Source organism: Krasilnikovia sp. MM14-A1259 (genome assembly GCF_047159535.1).
In the GTDB taxonomy this organism is placed as follows: domain Bacteria; phylum Actinomycetota; class Actinomycetes; order Mycobacteriales; family Micromonosporaceae; genus Actinoplanes.
The window spans coordinates 3,402,614-3,420,699 of the sequence record NZ_BAAGAJ010000002.1; the positions used below are offsets into that span (position 1 = coordinate 3,402,614).

Sequence of the window (18,086 nt, forward strand, 5' to 3'; positions counted from 1 at the left end):
TTTGCAGCCCGCCGAACCAATTGCATACCGTCACCGGTGTCGAAGTACTTCGATCTTACCGATCGGGGATCTTGTGACCCGCACCGGGCGGACGCTCCCCAACACATGCGGCCGCTCCGGCCGTCGCCGCCCGGGCGCCGGGTGCCAGTGGCGGGGCACCCGGCGGAGGCACTTCTTTCCTAGGACAAAATCACCCAAGACGCACAAATAGTGCGCAATCTGGTCGTCTTGGCGACAATGTGCCGTAACTTTTCGGCGCTGTGTCGTTCTGTCCATCGTGATATCGCCCCAGCATGAGCGAGGGCCGCGAGCGCAGGCGCGGCCGGCCCCGTCGCGTCCCCGGTGCTGAGCCGGGCATGCGCATCTGTCTGCTCACCGGGGGCGGTTACCCGTACCGGCGCGACGCGCTCGGCGGGTGGTGCCGCGGGCTCGTCGAGGGCCTGAGCCGGCGCACCTTCGAACTGCTGACGATCACCGACCGGGAGCCACCCGGCGCACCCGCGTACCCGCTGCCCGGCAACGTCACCGAGGCCCGCGCCGTCGTCCTCGGCCGCGGTGAACCCCGCCGCGGCGACGGCGACGGCGTCGCCGCCGTGCTGCTCTGCCGGGGCCTGATGGGCGAACCCGGCCACGCCGACGACCTGTTCGCCGACGGGCTGCGCCGGCTGGTCCGGCACGTCGACGCCGACCCCGACGGGACCGCCGACGACCCGCTCGGCGGTGTTCCCCTGGCCGAGGCGCTGCTGGACGCGTGGCGGGCGGAACGGACCGGCCCGCCCGGCACGGACCGGCTGCCGCTGCCCCGGCTCGGCGTCCGCGACGCCCGGACCGCCGCGACGCTGCTGCGGCACGCCGCCCGCCCGCTCGGCGTGCACGCGCCCGACGTCGACCTCGTGCACTGCGTGGGTGGCACCACCCCGCTGCTGGCAGCGCTCGCCGCGCGCTGGCGCACCGGCACGCCGATGCTGCTCACCGAGGCCCGCGCCGTGATGGGCCGACTGCGGCCCACCGAGGAACGGCTCTCCCCCACGGTGCGCACCGTGCTGCGCCGGTTCCGCCACGCCGTCGCCCGTACCGGGTACGCCGAGGCCGGGCTGATCGCGCCGCTCAGCGCGTACCACCACGGGTGGGCGCTGCGACACGGCGCCACCCCCGCCCGGCTGGTGCCCGTCCCGGCCGGGGTGGACCCCACGGACTTCCCAGCCGCCCCTGAGCCGGACACCGAACCGGCGCTGGTCTGGGCGGGCACCGGCGGCCCGGACAGCGGGATCGGCCCCCTGCTCGACGGCTTCGCCGCCGTGGTGACCGCGATCCCCGGCACGAAACTGCACCTGGTCGGCGTGACCGGCACGCACGAGGACCACTGCGCCGAACGGATCGAACGCAGCGGGCTCGGCCGCGCCGTACGCCTGCACCCGCTGGCCGCCGACCCCCGCGACCGGTACGCGGACGGGCACGTCGTGGTGCACGTGCCCGGCCCGGCGGACCCGCCGTACCGGCTGATCGAGGCCATGATGTCCGGCCGTGCCGTGGTCGGCGTGGACGTCGGACCGGTCGCCGAGACGCTCGGCGACGCCGGGATCCTGGTTCCCGCGGACGACCCCGCGGCGCTCGCGGAAGCCTGCGTCACGCTGCTGCGCGAGCCGGCCCGCCGCCGCACCCTCGGCGACGCGGCCCGCCGACGCGCACTGGCCTGCTTCACCACGGACCGGGTGGTACGCGCCTACGACGCGCTCTACGCCGACCTGGCCGCGCCGCCGCCCGCTCCGGTCTTCGAGCTGGCCCTCGCCGTGCCCGCGCCGCGCGCCGCCCGGCCCGCCACCCTGCGATGGCTGGCCCAGGAACAGCGGTGACCAGCACGAACCCCGCTCACAACCGGAGGATGCCGTGAAGACCCTCTTCCCCCCGTACGCCCTCCCGTCGCCCGAGCTCGCGCTCGACGCCGACACCTGGGTCGTCCAGGAACGCCCCGGCGAACGCAGCTCCACCCATCAGGTGCTGGGCCGCATCGACCTGGACTGGGGCAGCCGCTCCCTGGCCGACGTGCTGGCCGCGGTGGATGCGTGGCGCGGCGACGGCGTCGAGGGGCTGTTCCTGGACCGGGCGCCGGCCGGTCCCGGCGGCGTCGGCCCGGTCGCGCTGACCATCCGGCTGGCCGCCCGGCGCGGGCTGCACCGGGTCGTGCTCAACCCGGGCGTGCCCACCCACCCGCTCTACCGCGACCTGGGCGTACGGATCTGCACGTTCGACGGGTCGTGGACGGCGTACCAGGGGTGGACCGGGGACGGGGCACGGCCCGGCGACGGCCACCTCGTGCACGGCGTACCGCCGCAGTTGCTCACCGCGGCGCGGCGGCTCATGGGCCGCCGAGGGGCCGGGTTCGGGCTGGCCACCGACGCCAGCCCGCCGGTCAGCGCGGAGTCCGCCGAGGACGAGGCTGACAGCGCGGACAGCTGTACGACGAGCGGTTCATGAACTGTTCCCGGCGCATCGCCGTGCCACACCGGTGGCACGGCAGCCCTTCCCGCCCGTACGCATCGAGTGAGCGGTCGAAGTAGCCGCTCTCGCCGTTGACGTTCACGTACAGGGCGTCAAAGCTGGTGCCGCCCGCGACGATCGCCTCGCGCAGCACGTCCCGGACGTGGCCGAGCAGCCGGCGCACCGCCGGGCGGGTCAACGCGTCCGTGGCGCGGGTGCCGTGCAGCCGGGCACGCCACAGCGCTTCGTCGGCGTAGATGTTGCCCACCCCGGAGATCAGCGTCTGGTCCAGCAGTGCGCGTTTGACCTCGGTGCGCTTGCGGCGCAGCGCCGCCACGAACTCCTCGTCGTCGAACCGCGGGTCCAGCGGGTCGCGGGCGATGTGCGCGATCTCGTCGGGCAGCACCGCGCCGCCCTCGGACACCGACAGTCCCCCGAACGTGCGCTGGTCCACAAAGCGCAGTTGCGGGCCGCCGTCGGTGAACGTGAACCGGACCCGCAGGTGCGTCTCGTCCGGGGCGTCCGCGGGCTGCATCAGCAGCTGCCCGCTCATGCCCAGGTGACCGATGATCGCGTCGCCGGAGTCCAGCGCCAACCACAGGTACTTACCGCGGCGCGACACCCCGGTCACGGTCCGGCCGGTCAACACCGCGGCGAAATGGGCGTCGCCGGGCAGGTGCCGGCGGATCGCGCGCGGGTGATGCACCTCGACCGTGTCGATCGTGCGACCCGCCACCCAGGTGGCGAGCCCCTGCCGGACCGTCTCGACCTCGGGCAGCTCCGGCACGTGCGCCCCTTCCGCGGCTAGAGGGTGTAGGGCCAGACGACGACCAGGTAGGCGCCGTACCACAGCCCGAAGGCGGCCCACGCAGTGATCGCGAGCACCGCCACCCGGGGCCGGGCGCGGGCCGCGGCGATCACCGCGGGGAGCAGCGTCAAGAGTACGGGCAGCAGCAGCCGCGGCTTGGAGTGGTAGAAACCCGCCTGGCCGTACACCAGCGCCATCGCGACGACGCCGTACACCGCCAGGGGCAGCCAGGGGCGGCCGGCCAGCGCGACCCCGGCCGCGGCCAGCGCCACCAGCAGCAGCAACGCCACGCTCACCGCGACCCAGCCCTCGCCGGTGCTCAGCGTACGGCCGACGAACGCGACCGTGCTCCGGCCGTAGTCGAACGAGGTGCCCCACCCCGCGGACTGGATCCGGAACCAGGCTGTCGCGTCGCCCACCCGCCACCCCACCCAGCCCAGGAACGCCGGCACTCCGGCCAGCGCGACCAGCGCCGCCGCGACCGGCCTCCACCGCCGCCGGGCATCCGGGCGGCGCAGCTCCAGCAGCGCGGCGACCGCCAGCGCCAGCGCCGCGGCGACCCCGGTCGGCCGGGTCAGCGCGGCGCACAGCCCCAGCAGCCCGGCCGCCCACCACACCCGGCGGTGCGCGGCCACCAGCATCCCCGTGACCAGCGCCAGGAACAGGCTTTCCGAGTACGCCATGGACAGCACCACGGACACCGGGGCGGCGCAGCAGATCGCGACGAGCGCCCAGCCCGCGCGGCGGCCGGTGGTCGGCGACGACCCGCGCAGGTTCGCGTACAGGCTGGTGCCGAGCAGGTGCAGGGCGACCGCCGCGCCGATCGACGCGAGCCAGCTCACCGCGATGGCCGCCGTGGGCGGCTCGACGCCGAGCGCCGCCACCGCGCGGATCAGCATCGGGTACAGCGGGAAGAAGGCCAGCCCGTTGCCCTCCATGCTGCCGTCCACGCTGTACGTGTAGCCGTGCGGGTAACCGTTGACCGCGACCCGCAGGAACCAGCCCGCGTCCCAGACCAGCAGGCGGCCACGCAGGCCGACGCCGTCCTGCGTGGCCGCACCGAGCCACAGCAGCATGGCGAGCTGGACCAGCCGGGTCAGCGCGAGGATGCCGACCGCGGCGCCGACGCCGCGCCACCGGCCGGCCAGGCTCCACAGGCCCGCGCCGGGCTCCGGCGCGGCGGGGGCACCCTCCGCGGCGGTTCCACCGGTCGTGTCGTCGGCCGTCACGTTCACCGCTTCGCGTCGCTCCGAGCCGACGCCTCCGCGCCTGCCGCGGCGGCGCCATCCCGGCCCGACCGCTCCGCGGCGTTCGCGGCGTCACCCTGGCCCGACCGCTCCGCGCGACCGTCCCCTTCCGCGTGGTCGGCGGCCCGGTCGGGACCGGATCCGCCTGTCGCAGCGGCGCGGATCTGCGCGGGGTTCGCGTGGCCGCCCCCGGCGACCGCGGGTGGCGGGGTCTGCGCCTCAGCCCGCTCGGTCAGCGTGCGCCACGCCGCGGCCGCCGCCCGCTGCTCGGCCTGCTTCTTGCTGCGCCCGTCGGACCCGCCGTACCGCTCCCCGGCCACCACGACCCAGGCCGTGAACGTCTTGGCATGGTCCGGGCCGGAATCGTCGATGAGGTAATCCGGCACGCCCAGCCCCAGCGCGGCCGTCAGTTCCTGCAGGCTGGTCTTCCAATCCAGGGCCGCGCCGCGCCCAGCGGACTCCGCCATCAGGGGATCGAACAGCCGGTGGATCACCTCGGACGCGGCGTCCAGCCCGTGCTCCAGGTAGATCGCGCCGAGCAGCGCCTCCAGCGTGTCCGCGAGGATGCTCGCCTTGTCCCGGCCTCCGGTGGTCTCCTCGCCCTTGCCCAGCAGCAGGTGCGGGCCCAGTCCCTGCGCACCGAGCGACCGGGCGACGTCCGCGAGCGCGTGCATGTTCACCACGCTGGCGCGCAGCTTGGCGAGCTGCCCTTCCGGCAGGTCGGGGTGGTTGTGGAACAGCGCCGAGGTGATCACCACGCCGAGCACCGAGTCGCCGAGGAACTCCAGGCGCTCGTTGGTGGGCAGACCCCCGTTCTCGTACGCGTACGAGCGGTGGGTGAGGGCGCGGCCCAGCAGGTCGGCGTCCAGGGTCACCCCGAACGCCTCCTCCAGCGGTGCGGTGGAAGGCCGGCGACGTTTCTCATAGGTCATGGGTCACCTCGCTGTGCGGGATCATTGCGGCGATGGCCGACGCGGCGGCGCGGCGATGCAGGGTGGCCGCCAGGGCGATGCCCGCGGCCAGGTCGTCGGGGCCTGCAGCGCCGTGGCACACCACGACCGTGCCGGCGACGCCGAGCAGGACGGCCGCCCTCGGCGGCAGATCGGTACGCGACACCGGCCCGGCGCCGGGTGCCGTGGGCGGGCCGGACAGCGCGTACGCGGTTTCCAGGCCCTTGAGCAGGATGTTTCCGGTGAAGCCGTCGGTCACCACGACGTCGGTGCCCGCGCCGTGGACCACGTCGTTGCCTTCCACCAGCCCGATGTACCGGGCCCCGGCGGGCAGGTCCAGCCCGGCGAGCACGGCCGGGGCGGCGCGCCGCAGCCGGTCGCCCTTGCCTCGCTCGGTGCCGATGGTGAGCAGTCCGACCCTGGGCCGGTCCGTGCCGTGCACCACGGCGGCGTACGCGGCGCCGAGCCGCGCGTGCATGCCGAGGGTCGGCTCGTCGGGGTCGATCGACGCGCCCACGTCCAGCAGCACGAGCCGCCCCGCGGCGGTGGGCAGGACGGCGGCCAGCGCGGGCCGGCGTACCCCTGGCCAGCGTCCGAGGCCGAGCGCCGCAGAGGTGACCGTGGCGCCGGTGTGGCCCGCGGACACGACCGCGTCCGCCTGGCCCTGCGCGACCGCGAGCACGGCCGCGCGCACCCCCGACTCGACCCAGCTCTCGGCGGGCGGGTCCGCGACGCGCCCATCGGACGCGTCCCGGCCCGCAGCGGGCGGGGCGATCGCGGGCCTGTCGGGCCCGGCCCCGCTCGCAGCGGTCGAGCGACGGGTCCAGGGGTTGCTACCGCGGGCGAGGTCGGGGCGGTCGCCCGGGGTGAGGACGCTGACCCGGGCGCGGTCGGCTGGTGCCAGGGCAGCGCTCACCGCGCCGGCCGCATCGAGCGGGCCGACGAGCAGAAGCTTCAGGGCCGGGTCGGCCTGGCAGGCGCGCAGAGCGCCGTCAACCACGACGGCGGGAGCATGGTCCCCGCCGAGGAGGTCGACGGCGATCCGCGCGGTGCCCGGCCCCGGGGCAGCACCGGCGAGGAAGCCCTCACCGGTCTGCCCGGATGCCGGAGCACCGGACGATCGCCGCCGCTCAGGCGCGACCCGCCCGGTGTCCGGGCGTGTCACTCCTGGCGACTCAGACCTCGAGGACCTGGCGCCCGTTGTAGGTGCCGCAGACCGTGCAGGCCGCGTGCGGCAGCTTCGGCGACTTGCACTGGGGGCACGCCACGGTCGAGACCGCGGTCGCCTTCCAGTTCGCCCGGCGCGAACGGGTGTTGCTGCGCGACATCTTGCGCTTGGGGACGGCCACGGTACCTACTCCTCAGTTTTTGACAGGTTGCGCAAAGCAGCCCAGCGGGGATCCACGTCCTCGTGGCCGTGGCCGGCCGGGAGGTCGTCGAGATGCACCCCGCACTCGGGGCACAACCCTGGGCAGTCCGGCCGGCAGACCGGGTTGGTCGGCAGTGTGAGCACCACCGCATCCCGGACCGCCGGTTCCAGGTCGATCAGGTCGCCCTGCATGCGGCCGACCTCGTCGTCGTCGGTGGTCTCCTCCGTGGTGCTGTCCGCGTACGCGAAAAGCTCCGCGATGGGCACGTCGAACGACTCGGTGATCGGGTTCAGGCAGCGCCCGCACTCACCGGCCAGCGAGCCACGGACCGCGCCGCTGACGTAGACGCCCTCGGACACCGAAGTCAGGCTCAGATCGAGCTCGAGGTCAGAACCCTGGGGAACCTGAATCAGCTCCAGCCCGAGATCCACCGGCGCCGACACCACCCGCTGCAGGGTACGCGTCGCCCCAGGCTGGCGCGGGAGCTTCGTCGTGTCGACGACCAGCGGCTGCCTGGGATCGAGGTGGCTCTGCGAATGCTTGGGCATGGTGGGGTGCTGAGCTTGTCTTCCGAACTGGGGCACTTCGGGACTGACTTGTTTCGGGCGTGCTGAAACTCCGGCCCGTGCAGGCCGACACGAAAGATTACCTGAGCTGGCGGCCGGACGTCGAACCGGGTCAGAACGGCAGCGGGCGTTCGGCGTCCTCGCCCTGGAACGTGCCGATCTCGCGCAGCGCATGCATCTTGTCCCGGCCTCGCTCGATCGACGCGAGCGCGCGGGTGAGGAACTGCTCGAAGTTGGCCAGCGCGGTGTCGACGTAGTCGTCGACCTCCTCGCGCAGCCGCTGCGCCTCGGAGCGGGCATCCGCGATGATCCGGGCCGCCTCGTGCTCGGCCGACACCGTGATCTCGTTGACGGAGACGAGCCGGGCGTGCTCGGTCTCCCCCTCGCCGATGATCCGGTCGGCCTCGCGCTTGCCCGCATCGATGATCTTGTCGCGCTCCTCCAGCAGCGCCACCGCCCGGCGGATGTCGCCCGGCAGCTCAGCCCGCAGCTCGTCGAGCAGGGCGATCATCTCGGCACGGTCGAACAGGAAGTTGGTCCGCGACATCGGCACGGAGCGCGCGGCCTCCACCATGGCGATGATCTCGTCGATGCGGTCCAGCGGATCCACCGGCGCCTCACTCCTGTCGACTCGCACCCACGGTGCGTGGTGTGGACACGTTACTGCCGTTAATGATGAGGCGGGGAGTGCCTCGTCCGCTCGACCGCGCTCGGCGCGTCGGGTCGCCCTCAGTCCTGCCCGAAGCGGGACTGCAGCCGGTCGACCACCACGTCGGGCACGTACGCCGACACGTCGCCGCCCCACTTGACGACGTCCTTGACCAGGCTGGACGAGAGAAATGAATAGAGCGGATTGGTCGGCATGAACAGCGTCTCGACACCGGACAGGCCGATGTTCATCTGCGCCATCTTCAGCTCGTAGTCGAAGTCGCTGACCGCCCGCAGGCCCTTGACGATCACCGCCGCGTGCTGGTCACGGCAGAAGTCGACCAGTAAACCCTGGAACGACTCGACCCGGACGTTGCCGTACGCCGCGGTCGCCTCGCGCAGCATCTCCATCCGTTCCTCGACGGAGAACAGACCGCTTTTGGACTGGTTGATCAGGACTCCGACGATCACCTCGTCGAACAGCCGGCTCGCTCGGCCGAAGATGTCCAGATGCCCGTTGGTCACCGGGTCGAAGGAGCCGGGACAGACCGCACGTCTCATGATCGGCGACCGTACCAAAGTGTGGTCTCGCCGTAGCGGCGGCTGCGCTCCGCGGCGATCCCGTCCACCCAGGCCAGTGGTGCGCCACGCACCGCCGTACGGGTCGAGCGCTCGATCGCGACCACCGCGTCCGGCGCGAGCCAGCCGTTGGTCACCAGCGCCTGCTGCATCTCGGCGAGCTCCCGGTCGTCCAGCGCGTACGGCGGGTCGGCGAACACCACGTCGAACGGCCCACCCTCGGGTGGCGTCGCGAGCACCTGGGCGACCTTGCCCGTGACCAGCCGCGCCGCGGCACCGACACGCAGCGCCACGATGTTGTCGCGGATGATCCGGGCGGCCCGGGCGTCCGCCTCGACCAGCAGCGCGAACGTCGCCCCGCGGGACAGCGCCTCGAGGCCCACGGCCCCGGATCCCGCGTACAGGTCGGCGAACCGGGCCCCGTCGAGATCCGTCAAGGTCTCGATCGAGCTGAAGAACGCCTCCCGGACTCGGTCGGACGTCGGCCGGGTCTGCGCTCCGGGCGGTGCGGCCAGCCGGCGGCCGCCGTGGGCGCCGGCGATGATCCTGGTCATGGCCCCTCTCGCGGGTCTACGGCTACCGGTCCGACGCTACTGCACCGCTGGACCGGTCGTGCAGGCGCTGGCGATCGGCGCCGGCGTCCCCGTCAAGAACGTCCGCGACACGCTGCCGTGCCGGGCTCCGGCGCCCGGCACGGCGCCGCGCGGCCCGCCCGTCGGGCCGCCCCCGGGGCACGGGTGAACGGTCCGGCGACGTTGACGGCGATACACGGAACGTATCGACGCCGATCCGATCGAGGTCTGGAAGATCTCGGATGTGTATCGAGATCCTCTACGGACGCTGAGGACCTTTCGGAATCGATCGAAATGGCTATGGTCAAGCGGCCGTGTCGGCGGTGGACCCCGACACGACGGCGCGAGGAGGCGCCGTCGCGGGTGACCGCCGGGACTCCTCGTGTCGTACCCCTCTGGCCCCCAACACAGGAGTACGCGTGAACCTGTTCGACTCCCGGCTGCGCCGTACAACGGCCGCCCTGGCTGGTGCGTTCATCGGCATCGTCGGAGCAGTGGCGTTCAACGCCGCGCCCGCCAGCGCCCACGCACCTTCGGTCACCGGCAAGGCGTCCTGCCTGAAGGACGGTAGCTGGAAGATCGACTGGCTGTTCGGCAACGACTTCCGCCTCAAGGCCTGGGTGCGCGAGATCAAGCTGGACCCGCAGGTGACCCTCGAGGGCAAGATCACCGACAAGGACCGGGTCATCCCGAAGTACTCGGCCTACCAGCTGGCGTACCGGGTGCCCGGTTCCTCCACGGTCGCGGCGAATGTCGACTCGGTCCACATTGAGGTCTACCTGAAGTGGGCCGACGGCTACGTCAACTACAAGCCCGCCGAGGCCGTGGTGGCCCGGCCCGCGACGTGTGTCCCGCCGGTGATCCCGCCGAGCAGCACCCCGCCGAGCAGCACGCCGCCCAGCAGCACCCCGCCGAGCAGCACGCCGCCCAGCAGCACCCCCCCGAGCAGCACCCCCCCGAGCAGCACGCCGCCCAGCAGCACCCCCCCGAGCAGCACGCCGCCCAGCAGCACCCCGCCGACCAGTCCGACGGTGCCGCCGGTGCCGCAGCCGGAGGCGGGCGAGCCGAACCCGATCCTGGAGATGGACTGCACCTCGCTGACGATCGGCCTGGACAACCCGGCCAACGGCATCGAGATCCCGCTGCACTTCGTGACCAGCAAGGGCGAGACGCGCGACACCGTCATCAAGCCGGGTGAGCGCAAGGTGGAGAAGTTCAGCGCCACCCCGGGCTTCTCGCTGAAGGTCAGCGTCAAGGGTTACGAGTCGGACACCGAGACGATCCCGTACACCAAGCCGGCCGACTGCGACACCCAGGGCGGCGGCGCCGGCGGCGGCCTGCCGCTGACCGGTGCCGCGGCCGGCACGATCGCGGGCGGGGCGGCTGCCCTGCTGGCGGCCGGTGGTGTGCTGTTCTTCCTGGCGCGCCGTCGCAAGGTTAAGTTCACCGCCTGACAACGCACCCACGCGTAGCGAAGGGGCGCGTCGACCTGATTTGGGTCGGCGCGCCCCTTTCGTTGTCCGGTGCCACCCCGAACGAGGGAACCATCGATACGCGGAGCATCGATGGCACTGCACTCAGTGGAGCAAAGGTCTCGGGGACGCATCAACAACCTTAAGGTCCGCTGAGCGGTTCCCCAGCGGGTGGGCAGTGGCTATGGTCATGCCCCTGTGGCGCCGAAACGCCGGCGACACGACGACGTGGGGAGGCGTCGTCGCGGGCACCGTCCACCCGCGACCATCGCTGAGCTCCGCGACCCCGTACCCCTCTCTCCTCATCACCACAGGAGTACGCGTGAAGCTGTTCAAGTCGCCGCTGCGTCGCAGCACGGCCGCACTGGCCGGCACCGTTCTCGGGCTTGCCGGGGTCATGGCGTTCGCCGCCCCCGCCAGCGCCCACCACCCCGAAGTCTCCGGAACACCGTCCTGCGTCAAGGACGACGGCACCTGGACTGTCGCCTGGACCGTCACCAACAGCGAATACGACCTTCAGGGCGACATCACCAGCGTGACGGCCGGCCCGGACGGCACGTTCACCGGGATCAACATCAAGGACGTCCTGCCCAAGTCCGGCGAGGGCGCACTGTCGGGCACGCAGACGCTGACCAAGGATGCCGCGTACGCCTCGCTGACCGTCGGCGCGCACTGGATCCGCAACGGCAACGACATCAACGCGGACAAGACGGGCAGGGTCGCCAAGCCCACCCAGAAGTGCGCCCCGTCGACGCCCCCGACCAAGCCGTCGACCCCGCCGACCAAGCCGGCGGAACCGGCCGAGCCGGCACCGGTCATCGAGGCGGACTGCAGCACGATCACGATCGGCTTCGACAACCCCAAGAACGGCCTGGAGTTCACGCTCCACATCACGACCAGCAAGGGCGAGAAGCGGAACACCGTCTTCAAGCCGGGCGACCGCAAGGTGGAGAAGTTCAGCGCCACCCCGGGTTTCCAGCTCAAGCTCAGCCTCAGCGTCAAGGGCTACACGACGCCGGCTGAGACGGTCACGTACCAGCTGCCGGAGAACTGCAAGAGCAACGGCAACGGCGGCGGCCTGCCGGTGACCGGTGCGGCCGCGGGCACGATCGCCGCGGGCGCGGCGGCGCTGCTCGCGATCGGTGGCGTGCTGTTCTTCCTGGCGCGCCGGCGCAAGGTGAAGTTCACCGCCTGATCCTGATTTCTCCAGGAAAGGGGCGTACCGGTCCGCCGGTACGCCCCTTTTTGTCCTATGCGGAGACATCGTCCGTCCCCACCCAACGCAGCCGCAATCTGGCCGTGGGTGAATCGAAAATCTCGGAACGGCATCAAGATCTTTAGGCCCGGCTGAGCTGTTCCATAAGGACTCCTCAGTAGTTACTGTCAGGCCGCGCGTTCGCCGGTACGCCGACGACACGACGACGTGGAGAGGCGTCGCCGCAGCTCAGCAGCCCTTTCTGCATGCCATCGCCTTCCCTCGTGCCGCATCCCCCTCGGTTCCCCCGTCAGGAGTTGGCGTTGAACGTCAAGACCTCGCTCCACCGCACCGCGACCGTCCTCGCGGGTGCCCTCCTCGGCCTGGCCGGGCTGGCGGTCACCGCCGCGCCGGCCAGCGCCCACGCCAGCAGCGTCAAGGGCGATTCCGTCTGCAACCCGAGCACCGGCAAGCGCGACATCACCTGGACGCTCACCAACGACTGGGGTGGCGACGCCACGGTCGGCGACCTCGCTCTGGCCCCCGGTGACATCGCGGAGACCGCCGACCACGTCCAGCTCAAGGACGGCGTCGTCATCCCGCGGCACTCGTACGGCGTCGACGGCCAGGTTGCGTTCACGCAGAACGCGCCGGGCGACACCACCGACGCCTCGATCTCGTTCACGGCCCGGTGGGAGGACACCTACACCGACCGGAACAACTCGGCCCGGCTGCACTTCGACGAGAAGTGCACCCCGCCCGCGCCGACCTGCGTCAGCGCCGACAAGGCCGCGTTCCACCACGAGTTCGGTGTGGAGAACGGCAAGTCCACCGCCACGGTGACCCTCGACGAGGGCATCAAGCTGTGCGAGGGCGAGCCGGTCACGCTGGTCTCCTACGTCGCGCCGCGCCCGGAGTTCTCCGTGCCGCAGTTCGAGTTCGACCACGCCTCCGCGGTGATCACCACCGACCATCCCCGCGCCGACCTCGAGGTCAAGGTGCCGGACTGCAACACCCAGGTCGACCTGTTCTTCGGCTCCGAGAAGGACATCATCGCCGAGATCACCGCCGACGGCCCCCGGTACGGCGACAAGAAGCTGGGCAGCCCGACCGGTACGGGCCACCGCTCGGTCGGCAAGCCGGCCTGGTTCAACGGCGGCAAGCAGGCCTGCCAGCAGCCGGCCGTCGCGACCGTCCCGCAGTGCGACGGCACCATCACGGTCAGCCTCAGCAACAACGGCGTGATCAGCCGCTACCCGGTCGACTTCAAGGTCCAGGCCGGCAACGTCACCAAGACGGTCACGGTCGGCGCGGGCAAGGCCGAGAACATCACGATCCCGGCCGGAGCGGGCCAGGTCACGGTGAGCGCGGACGGATTCAAGACCACGACGTACGCGTGGGAGAACCCGGGCGACTGCGCCCTGCCCACGGTCGTCGAGGAGAACGACTGCGACACCGTCGCGATCACGGTGCAGAACCCCAAGGGCGTCACCCCGGTCACCGCGAAGATCACGTACGGTGACGAGGTCAAGTCCGTGACGGTCGCGTCCGGCACCTCGGAGAAGACCACCTTCGCCCTGGGCAAGGACAAGCACGCCACCGTGGACTTCCCCGGCCTCGACGTGGAATCCATCAAGGCCACGCTCGGCAAGGTCGTCTGCGGCGGCGAGGGTGCCGGCGGTGGGCTGCCGGTGACCGGCGCCGCGGCGGGCACGATCGCCGGTGGCGCGGCGGCCCTGCTGGCCATCGGCGGGGTGCTGTTCTTCCTGGCCCGCCGGCGCCGGGTGACCTTCACCGCCTGATCCGCGACTCCGCCCCGGCGCTGACGCCGCCGGGGCGGGACCGCCCACCGCATCACCAGGGATGGGGGCGCGTCGGGCCGGGTCAGGACTCCAGCGGTGGGAACGAGCCGTCCGGGGCGGGTGGGAAGTCGGTCACCGCGACCACCGCGTCCACCGGGATCGGGCCGTACACGTGCGGGAACAGCATGCCGTCCGGGTGGGCCGGGATGCCCGGCTCCCACACCGGGGGCGACGGCAGCCGAGACTCGTCCACATGCAACAACACCAGGTCGGTACGGCCCCGGGCGATCGCGTTCGCGGGGATGTGGACCTGCGCGGCCGTGGAACAGTGGATGAACCCCTCGGTCGCGAGCGTGTCCGCGGCGTAGGAGCCTGCGGCGACGGCCGCCGCCCAGTCGGCGCGACCGCAGAAGTGCAGCAGCATGGTCAGCCTTTCTCCAGGAACTCGGCGCGCTCCTCGTCGACCAGCGCGGCCACCGACGCGGCCAGGGCCGGATGCCGGGACAGGTCCGGGTCGTCGCCGACCAGCTCGGTCGCCTCGGCCCGGGCCTCCGTGATGAGCTTCGCGTCGCGCAGCAGCGACAGCAGCCGCAGGTGTGAGTGCCGCCCGGACTGGGACGCCCCCAGCACATCGCCCTCGCGCCGCTGCTCCAGGTCGAGCTCGGCGAGCTTGAAACCGTCCGTCGTGGACGCGACCGCGTCCAGCCGCTCCCGCGCCGGTGAACCCTCGACCGCCTCCGTGACCAGCAAGCAGATCCCTGCCGCAGCGCCCCGGCCCACCCGGCCGCGCAGCTGATGCAGCTGGGAGACGCCGAACCGGTCCGCATCCAGGATGATCATCACGGTGGCGTTCGGGACGTCCACGCCCACCTCGATGACCGTCGTGGCGACCAGCACATCCAGCTCGGCCGCGGCGAAGCGGCGCATCACCGCGTCCTTCTCCTCCGCGGGCAGGCGACCGTGCAGAACCCCGATCCGCAGACCGGACAGCGGGCCCTCCGCGAGCAGCGGCGCCACCTCCGTCACCGCGAGTGGGGGGCGCCGCGCGGACTCGGTGTCGCCGGGCGGCTCCTCGTCCTCGTCGCCGGTGGCCTCCCCGATCCGCGGGCACACCACGTACGCCTGGTGGCCGGCCTGCACCTCCTCGCGCAGCCGCTGCCACGCCCGATCCCGGTACGCGGGTTTCTCCGCGGCCGGAACCACGTGCGAGGCGATCGGCGAGCGACCCCGCGGAAGCTGGGACAGCGTCGAGGTCTCCAGGTCGCCGTACACCGTCATGGCGACCGTCCGGGGGATCGGGGTCGCGGTCATCACCAGCACGTGCGGCGGCTGCGCCGCCTTGGCCCGCAACGCATCGCGCTGCTCCACGCCGAATCGGTGCTGCTCGTCCACCACGACCAGGCCGAGGTCGTGGAAGTCGACCCCCTCGTACAGCAGCGCGTGGGTGCCGACCACGATCCCGGCCGTCCCGGCGGACACCTCGGCCAGTGCGGCGCGGCGGGCCGCGGCCCCGAGCGAACCGGTGACCAGGGTCAGCCGGGTGCCGCGCGAGTCACCGTCCAGCTCACCGGCCCGGCCGAGCGCGCCGAGCTGCGCGCCGATGCTGCGGTGATGCTGGGTCGCCAGCACCTCGGTCGGGGCGAGCAGGGCCGCCTGGCCGCCCGCATCCACCACCTGCAGCATGGCCCGCACCGCGACCAGCGTCTTGCCGGACCCGACCTCGCCCTGCAGCAGCCGGTGCATCGGGTGCGCCCGGCCCAGGTCGGCGGCGATCTCCTCGCCGACCCGGCTCTGACCCTCGGTCAGCTCGTACGGCAGGGCCGCGTCGAACGCCGCGAGCAGCCCGGCGTCCGTGCGTGACCGGGCCCGCGCCGGGAACTCGGCCGCCCGGGCCCGCCGCTGCGCGAGAGTCAGCTGTACGGCGAACGCCTCGTCCCATTTCAGCCGGTGCCGTGCCCGGTACAGGTCCTCCTGAGAGCTGGGCCGGTGGATCTCGCGTAGCGCCGCACCGAGGCCGATCAGGTTGCGGCCGGCCCGCACCGCGGCAGGCAGCGGATCCTCCGGCGGCTGGAACGTGTCCAGCAGGGTGCGCACGCATCTGGCGACGACCCAGGTGGGCACCGCGGCCGTCGCCGGGTAGACCGGGATCAGCGCGCCCGCGAACTCCTCGATCTCCTCGGCCGCCTCGTCCTGCGAGGCGTCCGCCCGCAGCAGTTGGTACGCGGGTCCGTTGAGCTGGCGCTTGCCGCGGAACTCGGTCACCTTTCCCGCGAACAAGCCCCACCGGCCGCGGCGCAGATCCCGCTCGCGCCATGCCTGGTTGAAGAACGTGCACGTGAGGGTCGCACCGGAACCGTCCCCGATGCTGATCTCCAGCATGGTGCCCTTGCGGGCGCGCATCGGCCGTACCGTCGCGCTCTGCACCTGGGCGAGCAGCGTGACCTGCTCGCCCACCGTGAGCGCCCGCAGGTCGGTGTGCTCGCCGCGCTGGTCGTAGCGGCGCGGGAAGTGGTAGACGAGGTCGCCGGCGGTGTGCAGGTCGAGGTGGTCGGCCAGCGCCTTCGCGGTCTTCTCCCCCACCACCTGACGCAGCGGGGTGGCGGTCGTGACCTCGGTGCTCGTGTCGGTCATTCCACCCCCACGAGCAGGTGGTAGCGGGGCTGCCCACCGGTGTAGAGCTGCACCTCGACGAACGGCCAGTGGTGGCCGACGTGGGAACGCAGCGTCAGGTCCAGCTCCACCGGGGCGGCCGCGCCCAGCACCAGCGTGACCAGCTCGCCGCCGCCGCCGAGCATCCGGTCGACGAGCTGCGTGGAGACGGCCTCCAGATCGTCGCCGATGATGTGCACCTCGCCGTCGACGAGCCCGAGCAGGTCGCCCGGACGGCAGCGACCCGCCACGGTGAACGCCTCCCGGCCGGCGGTGCACACCTCGCCGTACCGGCAGGCGCCGGCCGCCTCCGCCATCGCGATCACGTCGTCCGCGAAGCGCCGCTGGCGGTCCCGGACCGCCAGCGCGGCCAGTGCCTGCACGGGCGAACGGGTCGGCACCACGCTGACCCGGACCCCGCCCGCGGCGGCCTCCCGGGCGGCCGAATTCGCGACCGCGTGGGTGTTGGCGTCGTTGGGCAGCAGCACCACCCGCGGCGCCCCGGTCTGCCCGATGGCGGCGAGCATCCCCGCGGTGGACGGGTTACGGCCCACCACGACCGCTCCCTCGGCGGCGAACAGCGCGGTCAGGCCCTCGCCCGCGGCCACCACGACCGCGCCGCGCCCGTCCGGGTCGGGCACGGCCGGCGGGAGTGCCGGGGCCGTGGGCACCCGCTCCTCCAGCCGGGTCACCGTGATGCGGTGCGGCCGGCCGGCCGCGACGCCCGCCTCGATCGCCGCGCCGATGTCGTCGACGTGCACGTGCACGTTCCACGTGGGTGGGGCGCCGTCGCCGGTGCCGACCACGACCAGCGAGTCGCCCAGATCGGCCAGCGTGGCGCGCAGCCGGGCCACGGCGGCCGGCTCGGCATCCAGCAGGTACTGCACCTCGTACTCGAACGCGGACTCGGCCTCGTGCGCGGCGAGGACACTCAGCCCGGCGACCCCGTCGAGCCCCGCCGCGCTGTCGGGCCGCGCTGCGCCGTCGAGCCCCGCTGCGCCGCCGGTGCCGGTGACCGCGACCGGGTCCGCGGCGGCGGCCGCCGCCGCGGACCCGTCGGGTGACGCGGCGGGGACGGCGATGCCGTCGAGCGCGTCGACCAGGGCCTCCAGCAGGAGCACCAGACCGCGGCCGCCGGCGTCCACCACCCCGGCCCGCGCCAGCACGGGCAACTGCTGCGGGGTACGCGCCAGGGCCTCGGCCGCCGCCCGGGCCGCCGCCCGGGCGGTCGTCACCAGGTCGTCGGAGGCGATCCGGCCCGCGCCCTCGGCCGCCGCCGCGACCACCGACAGCACCGTGCCCTCCACGGGGCGGGCCACGGCCGCATACGCCGCGTCGGTCGCCGTACGCAGCGCCCGGGCCAGCTCGGCGCCGCGCACCGCGACCGCGGTGGCGAACGTGTCGGCCATGCCGCGCAGGATCTGGGACACGATCACCCCGGAGTTGCCCCGGGCACCGAGCAGCGCCCCGCGCGCCATCCGGCGCATCGTCTCGGCCACCGGGGCGGGATCGGTCTGGGCGGGATCGGTCTGGGCGGGATCGGCCGCGGCGACGGGCTCGTCCAGCGCCTGCTGGGCGGAGGCGAGCGTGAGCACCAGATTGGTGCCGGTGTCGCCGTCGGGCACCGGGTAGACGTTCAGCTCGTCGATCTCGTGCTGGTGGGCGCGCAGGGCGGCCAACCCGCCGCCACACCAGCGGCGGACCGCGGCGTCGTCGAGGGTGTCCAGCACGCGAAAATCGTACTCACCGG

At 73.0% G+C, this 18,086-nt stretch carries 16 protein-coding genes and 2 pseudogenes; 6 read left to right on the forward strand and 12 right to left on the reverse strand.

Annotated elements, in window-relative coordinates:
• Positions 1-293: 293 nt before the first annotated feature.
• Positions 294-1,853: a glycosyltransferase gene (locus ACMCNK_RS15135; RefSeq protein ID WP_412737049.1), complete on the forward strand. Its 1,560-nt coding sequence runs from the start codon at positions 294-296 to the stop codon at positions 1,851-1,853.
• 34 nt (positions 1,854-1,887) lie between these two features.
• Positions 1,888-2,475 carry a Spherulin-4 gene (locus tag ACMCNK_RS15140; protein ID WP_412737050.1) on the forward strand — a complete coding sequence of 196 codons (588 nt, stop codon included), beginning with the start codon at positions 1,888-1,890 and terminating at the stop codon, positions 2,473-2,475.
• Here the strand turns inward: ACMCNK_RS15140 and mutM are convergent.
• The 9 genes and pseudogenes from mutM to rsmD all read right to left on the reverse strand — a co-directional run bounded on the left by mutM (position 2,411) and on the right by rsmD (position 9,200).
• Positions 2,411-3,265 (reverse strand): bifunctional DNA-formamidopyrimidine glycosylase/DNA-(apurinic or apyrimidinic site) lyase, encoded by an 855-nt coding sequence (mutM, locus tag ACMCNK_RS15145; RefSeq protein ID WP_412737051.1) that lies wholly within the window; start codon positions 3,263-3,265, stop codon positions 2,411-2,413. The genes ACMCNK_RS15140 and mutM overlap by 65 nt on opposite strands.
• Before the next feature lie 17 nt (positions 3,266-3,282).
• Positions 3,283-4,515 carry a mannosyltransferase family protein gene (locus ACMCNK_RS15150; RefSeq protein ID WP_412737052.1) on the reverse strand — a complete coding sequence of 411 codons (1,233 nt, stop codon included), beginning with the start codon at positions 4,513-4,515 and terminating at the stop codon, positions 3,283-3,285.
• 185 nt (positions 4,516-4,700) lie between these two features.
• Positions 4,701-5,465: pseudogene (rnc, locus tag ACMCNK_RS15155) on the reverse strand (ribonuclease III); the annotation flags it as partial.
• The gene (locus ACMCNK_RS15160; protein ID WP_412740865.1) at positions 5,455-6,525 is read right to left on the reverse strand and encodes a phosphate acyltransferase PlsX; all 1,071 of its coding nucleotides are present in this window, start codon (positions 6,523-6,525) and stop codon (positions 5,455-5,457) included. The pseudogene rnc and the gene ACMCNK_RS15160, both read right to left, overlap by 11 nt.
• Positions 6,526-6,658: 133 nt before the next feature.
• Entirely contained in the window at positions 6,659-6,832 is a 174-nt protein-coding gene (gene rpmF, locus ACMCNK_RS15165; protein ID WP_412737053.1) for a 50S ribosomal protein L32, read from the reverse strand.
• A 5-nt stretch (positions 6,833-6,837) separates the two neighbouring features.
• Positions 6,838-7,401, reverse strand: coding sequence for a YceD family protein (locus tag ACMCNK_RS15170; protein ID WP_412737054.1), 564 nt, complete (start codon positions 7,399-7,401; stop codon positions 6,838-6,840).
• Between the two features lie 130 nt (positions 7,402-7,531).
• A complete protein-coding gene (locus tag ACMCNK_RS15175; RefSeq protein ID WP_412737055.1) occupies positions 7,532-8,029 on the reverse strand; it encodes a hypothetical protein in 498 nt (165 codons plus the stop codon).
• Positions 8,030-8,148: 119 nt separating this feature from the next.
• Complete coding sequence (gene coaD, locus ACMCNK_RS15180; RefSeq protein ID WP_412737056.1) at positions 8,149-8,628, reverse strand: pantetheine-phosphate adenylyltransferase; 480 nt, start codon at positions 8,626-8,628, stop codon at positions 8,149-8,151.
• On the reverse strand, positions 8,625-9,200 hold the full coding sequence (gene rsmD, locus ACMCNK_RS15185; RefSeq protein WP_412737057.1) for a 16S rRNA (guanine(966)-N(2))-methyltransferase RsmD: 576 nt from the start codon (positions 9,198-9,200) through the stop codon (positions 8,625-8,627). Before rsmD ends, coaD begins: the two co-directional genes overlap by 4 nt.
• Here rsmD and ACMCNK_RS15190 point away from each other — a divergent pair.
• The 4 genes and pseudogenes from ACMCNK_RS15190 to ACMCNK_RS15205 all read left to right on the forward strand — a co-directional run bounded on the left by ACMCNK_RS15190 (position 9,199) and on the right by ACMCNK_RS15205 (position 13,687).
• On the forward strand, positions 9,199-9,387 hold the full coding sequence (locus ACMCNK_RS15190) for a hypothetical protein (protein ID WP_412737058.1): 189 nt from the start codon (positions 9,199-9,201) through the stop codon (positions 9,385-9,387). The two genes, rsmD and ACMCNK_RS15190, sit on opposite strands and share 2 nt — an antisense overlap.
• Before the next feature lie 250 nt (positions 9,388-9,637).
• Positions 9,638-10,672, forward strand: coding sequence for an LPXTG cell wall anchor domain-containing protein (locus ACMCNK_RS15195; protein WP_412737059.1), 1,035 nt, complete (start codon positions 9,638-9,640; stop codon positions 10,670-10,672).
• Positions 10,673-11,759: 1,087 nt separating this feature from the next.
• Positions 11,760-11,885 (forward strand): annotated as a pseudogene (locus tag ACMCNK_RS15200) (LPXTG cell wall anchor domain-containing protein); the annotation flags it as partial.
• Positions 11,886-12,208: 323 nt separating this feature from the next.
• Positions 12,209-13,687 (forward strand): cell wall anchor protein, encoded by a 1,479-nt coding sequence (locus ACMCNK_RS15205; protein ID WP_412737060.1) that lies wholly within the window; start codon positions 12,209-12,211, stop codon positions 13,685-13,687.
• A gap of 82 nt (positions 13,688-13,769) precedes the next feature.
• On the opposite strand, the gene ACMCNK_RS15210 is transcribed toward ACMCNK_RS15205, so the two are convergent.
• From ACMCNK_RS15210 to ACMCNK_RS15220, 3 genes are read right to left on the reverse strand one after another with little or no spacing between them, the layout of a single operon-like run.
• Positions 13,770-14,111 carry a DUF952 domain-containing protein gene (locus ACMCNK_RS15210; RefSeq protein WP_412737061.1) on the reverse strand — a complete coding sequence of 114 codons (342 nt, stop codon included), beginning with the start codon at positions 14,109-14,111 and terminating at the stop codon, positions 13,770-13,772.
• A 2-nt stretch (positions 14,112-14,113) separates the two neighbouring features.
• Positions 14,114-16,318: an ATP-dependent DNA helicase RecG gene (gene recG, locus ACMCNK_RS15215; RefSeq protein WP_412737062.1), complete on the reverse strand. Its 2,205-nt coding sequence runs from the start codon at positions 16,316-16,318 to the stop codon at positions 14,114-14,116.
• Positions 16,315-18,066 carry a DAK2 domain-containing protein gene (locus ACMCNK_RS15220; RefSeq protein WP_412737063.1) on the reverse strand — a complete coding sequence of 584 codons (1,752 nt, stop codon included), beginning with the start codon at positions 18,064-18,066 and terminating at the stop codon, positions 16,315-16,317. The genes recG and ACMCNK_RS15220 overlap by 4 nt, the downstream gene beginning before the upstream one ends.
• Between the last annotated feature and the right edge of the window lie 20 nt (positions 18,067-18,086).

Excerpts from the sequence above, each read along its gene's own strand:
- ACMCNK_RS15210 (WP_412737061.1), bottom strand. The coding sequence starts at position 14,111 with ATGCTGCTGCACTTCTGCGGTCGCGCCGACTGGGCGGCGGCCGTCGCC.
- rsmD (WP_412737057.1), bottom strand. The coding sequence starts at position 9,200 with ATGACCAGGATCATCGCCGGCGCCCACGGCGGCCGCCGGCTGGCCGCA.
- ACMCNK_RS15190 (WP_412737058.1), top strand. The coding sequence starts at position 9,199 with ATGGCCCCTCTCGCGGGTCTACGGCTACCGGTCCGACGCTACTGCACC.
- ACMCNK_RS15135 (WP_412737049.1), top strand. The coding sequence starts at position 294 with ATGAGCGAGGGCCGCGAGCGCAGGCGCGGCCGGCCCCGTCGCGTCCCC.
- coaD (WP_412737056.1), bottom strand. The coding sequence starts at position 8,628 with ATGAGACGTGCGGTCTGTCCCGGCTCCTTCGACCCGGTGACCAACGGG.
- recG (WP_412737062.1), bottom strand. The coding sequence starts at position 16,318 with ATGACCGACACGAGCACCGAGGTCACGACCGCCACCCCGCTGCGTCAG.
- ACMCNK_RS15170 (WP_412737054.1), bottom strand. The coding sequence starts at position 7,401 with ATGCCCAAGCATTCGCAGAGCCACCTCGATCCCAGGCAGCCGCTGGTC.